Raw genomic sequence first — 4,040 nt, forward strand, 5'->3', positions numbered from 1 at the left:
CCCGCCCACCAGGTGCGCTTCGGCAACGACGCCTACACCGACGTCTTCGGCCCCCGCAGCACCGGCACACCCGCCCGCGACGCCCTGCCCGAACTCGACGAACTCGGCCTGCTCCCGCTGATGGACCAGGTCCTCCGCAGCGGAAAACCGCGCACCGTCAAGGCCCGCAAGGTCGCGCAGGGCGCCCACACCGCCCCGGGCACGCCCACCCGCGAGGGCTATTTCACCTTCACCTGCACCCCCGTCCAGCCCGGACACCCCGACCCCGAGCAGCGCGGCGTCCTCGTCTTCGGCGCCGACGTCACCGACCAGGTGCAGTCCGCCGAACGCCTCCGCGAGAGCGAACGCCGCCTCCACGACACCGCCGTCACCCTCCAGCGCAGCCTCCTCCCGCAGGAGCTCGAACAGCCCGACGACCTCCGCGTCGCCGCCACCTACCAGCCCGGCGGCACCGACGCCGCCGTCGGCGGCGACTGGTACGACGTCATCACCCTCGGCGCCGGCCGCACCGCCCTGGTCATCGGTGACGTGATGGGCCGCGGAGTGCGCGCCGCCGCCGTGATGGGCCAGCTCCGCACCGCCGTGCGCGCCTACGCCCGGCTCGACCTGCCCCCGCACGAGGTGATCCAACTCCTCGACGAGCTCGCCGCCGAAATCGACGCCACCCAGATCGCCACCTGCGTCTACGCCGTCCACGACCCCAGCGAGGGCCGCCTGCACTACGCCAGCGCCGGCCACCTCCCCATCCTCATCCGCGACCCCGACGGCACCGTGCACTGCGTCGAGGAACCCACCGGGCCGCCCTTGGGCACCGGCGGCTGGATCCACACCTCCGGCACTGTCCCGCTCGGCCCGGGCTGCACCGCGGTGCTCTACACCGACGGCCTCATCGAGCGCCGTGACCAGGACATCGACGAAGGCGTCGCCGCCCTCACCCGCGCCCTGGCCGGTGCCACCGGCGCTCCCCAGGTGATCTGCGACCGGCTGCTGCGCTCTCTCGGCGTCACCTCGGAACACGACGACGACGTGGCCGTGCTCGTCCTGCAGTACCCCGACCACACCGGCCCCGACGCGGAACTCTTCCGCAACGCCTCGCTCGACCTGCTCGGCGGCATCGAGGCCGCACCCCGCGCCCGCGCCTTCGCCTCCGGGGTGCTCGCCTCCTGGCGCTTCCCCACCGAACTGCACGACCTCGGCGTCCAGGCGGCCAGCGAACTCGTCGCCAACTCGCTCAAGCACGGCATCCCGCCCATGCGGCTACGGCTGCGACGCACCGACCGGCGCCTGATCATCGAGGTCACCGACGGCGACGAGCACCTTCCGCGCCGCCGCCGCGCCGACCCCGCCGACGAGGCCGGCCGGGGCATCTCGATCATCGCGACCATCGCCACCGGCTGGGGCTCCCGCCGTACCCCGGGCGGCGGCAAAGCCGTCTGGTGCGAGTTCACCCTGCCGGTGTGACCGGCGGCCGGGGCGGGCGGCCGTCGAACGCCCCCGCACCGGTCCGCCCGGCCGCAGCAGCGCCCCGGCGCCGGCCGAACGGCACCGCGCACCGAGCCCGGGCACGAGCGGCGCACGCCCCGCGGCTCAGCCCGGTATGCGCTCGGCCTCGACCGACTCCGGACGAACCGACTGCGCCACCACCCGGACCACCGGCAGCGGACTGTCATGCGCCGGTGCGAGATGCCGCGCCATCCGCAGGGCCGTCACCGATATCGCCAGCGAGCACACCACCAGCATCAGGATGTACGCGTCGTACGCCCCGGCCGCCGCGATCACACCCGCCACCGCGGGACCCAACGCGAGGGCAAGCTGCTTCACCAGCGCGAACGCCGAGTTGTACTGCCCCACCATCCGGTCCGGCGCCAGATCGGCCACCAATGGATTCACGGTGGGTGCCAGCATCGCCTCACCCAGCCCGAACAGCGCGTACGTGGAGATGATCGCCGCGACCGCCAGCGTGTGGTTGCCGTGCATCAGGCCGGACGCACCGGCCGCCATCCACGCCACCGCCCACACCAGGCCGACTGCGGCTATCACCCGGCTGCGCCGTCGGCGCTCCACCAGCCGCAGCACCACGAACTGCGCCAGCACCACGACCGCGGTGTTGGCCGCAAGTGCAGCACCCAGCGTGGCCGGCGAGATGTGCGTGACCTCCACCGCGAACGCCGACAGCCCCGACTCGAACTGTCCGTAGCACGCGAAGAACATCACGAAGCCGAGCACGCAGACCATCACCATCGCCCGGTCCCGCAGCAGCGCCCGCCAACCGCCCGCGGCGCCACCACCGGCCTCCGACCGCTCGACGGCGCTCACGCGAGATGCCCCGGGCACCCGCACGGTGGCGATCACCGCGCCGAGCACCAGGAACATCGCCGCCTCGATCGCGAACAGCCTGATGAACGACGACGGATGCGCTGTGTCCACGATCAGCCCGCCGATCAGCCCACCGACGCCCAGCCCCAGGTTGTTGAGGAAGAACTGCATGGCGAACGCCCGTGACCGCGTCGCCGTGGTCGAGCACCACACGATCATCGTCGCCAGCGCCGGCTGCACCACGGCTATCCCCGCGCCCAGCGCGCCCGCCGCGGCGATGACGCCGGCCTCGCTGCCGGACAGCCCGAGCCCGAGCGAACCGCACGCGGCCAGCACGGTGCCCGCGACGGCGACCGGCACCGGACCGCGCCGGTCGATCGCCCGACCGGTAAAGGGCAGCACCAAGAGCGCGGCGACGGCGAATGTCGCCAGCACCGCGCCTGCGGTACCGGCGCCCAGCCCGCGCACCTGCGACACGTAGATAAACGTGAAGGGCACGGTGAAGCCGTTGCCGAACGCGCTCAACGCGTTCCCCAGCTGGATACGGCGCAGCGCGGCGCCCATCGCGGTGGTCACACTCACCTCACTCGATCACGGCCGCACCCAGCCCGGGCGCAGCACAGTCAGAGTCCGTCCCCGAGGCGCAACAGCTTCGGAGTGAAGACTTCAGTAGTAAACTTCGAAGCTAAAGACTACACAGAGAAGGGCTTTAGTGCAATGTCTTTTCATGGCATACTCGGGGCATGACCGCAGCCCCAGGCTCCGCGGGAACCCCGCAGGAGCTGGACCTCGACGAACAGATCGCCGCCTACCAACGCGAGTTCCCGGAAGTCGACCCCCAGGTCGAGAAGGTCGTCACCGCCCTCGGGCGGCTCAACCGCCGGATGAACGTCGCGTACGGCCGCCAACTCGTCGACCTCGGCATCAGCAACCCCGAGTGGGAAGTCCTGAAGGCCCTTGTCGTCGTCGGTCGGCCCTACCAGCTGGGCCCCGGCGACCTCGCGAAGCGGCTCGGCCTGACCCCCGCCGCCATGACCCACCGGATCGACCGCATGGTCACCGAGGGACTGGTCACCCGCGCCCGCGACGAGGCCAACCGCGTGCGCGTCATCGTCGAGCTGACCGACGAAGGCCGGGAGAAGTGGCTCCAGACCATGCGGCTCGCCGCGGTCTTCGAAGACGAGCTGCTCCAGGACCTCACCCCGATCGAGCGCTCGGCGCTCGGCGAGATCCTGACCCGCCTGCTGCGCCGGGTGGAGTTCTCCCAGCCCGACGCCGGCGGCCGCCTCGAAGACCTGGACTGAGGCCCGCGCGACCGCTGTGGTCCGCCCGGCCGCACCAGAGTTGACATGGGCTGAACGGATGCGTAACGTACCGCGAGCTGTCCGACGTGAGCACCGATCCAGGTCGGTCCCGGGTCAGCCATCCCGCAGTAACCTCTCGACTCGATGCGCGCCTCGGCGCGTCTTCGTTTCGCGGTGCGTTTTTGCGGAATGCGAGTGGAGTTTCGAAGCGCCCGGCCGATTTGGTCAGGCGGGACGAGTCCGCTAAAGTCTCACTCGTCGGAACGGCCGAAGGGCCGGAAAGACAAACCCCGCTGACTGGGGGTCAGGCACTGGAAAGCGTCTGATAGAGTCGGGAACACAACGAAGGGAAAGCCCGGAGGGGCCCGGAAGGGTCGCTGATGGCAGCTTCCGTTTCTTGAGAACTCAACAGCGTGCCAA

3 protein-coding genes are annotated in these 4,040 nt (G+C 71.1%); 2 read left to right on the forward strand and 1 reads right to left on the reverse strand.

The genetic code is table 11. The features are described 5' to 3' along the window. A partial coding sequence (locus AC13HU_RS33550; RefSeq protein WP_483045762.1) for a SpoIIE family protein phosphatase occupies positions 1-1,461 on the forward strand: 1,461 nt, incomplete at its 5' end. 126 nt (positions 1,462-1,587) lie between these two features. Here AC13HU_RS33550 and AC13HU_RS33555 read toward each other — a convergent pair. Then, the gene (locus AC13HU_RS33555; protein WP_483045764.1) at positions 1,588-2,880 is read right to left on the reverse strand and encodes an MFS transporter; all 1,293 of its coding nucleotides are present in this window, start codon (positions 2,878-2,880) and stop codon (positions 1,588-1,590) included. 179 nt (positions 2,881-3,059) lie between these two features. Between AC13HU_RS33555 and AC13HU_RS33560 the strand changes: the two genes are divergently transcribed. Continuing rightward, entirely contained in the window at positions 3,060-3,620 is a 561-nt protein-coding gene (locus AC13HU_RS33560) for a MarR family winged helix-turn-helix transcriptional regulator (RefSeq protein ID WP_483045763.1), read from the forward strand. Positions 3,621-4,040 lie beyond the last annotated feature (420 nt).

The organism is Streptomyces sp. NH27 (assembly GCF_056859195.1).

Coding starts and splice junctions, on each gene's coding strand:
- AC13HU_RS33560 (WP_483045763.1), top strand. CDS start 3,060: ATGACCGCAGCCCCAGGCTCCGCGGGAACCCCGCAGGAGCTGGACCTC.
- AC13HU_RS33555 (WP_483045764.1), bottom strand. CDS start 2,880: ATGGGCGCCGCGCTGCGCCGTATCCAGCTGGGGAACGCGTTGAGCGCG.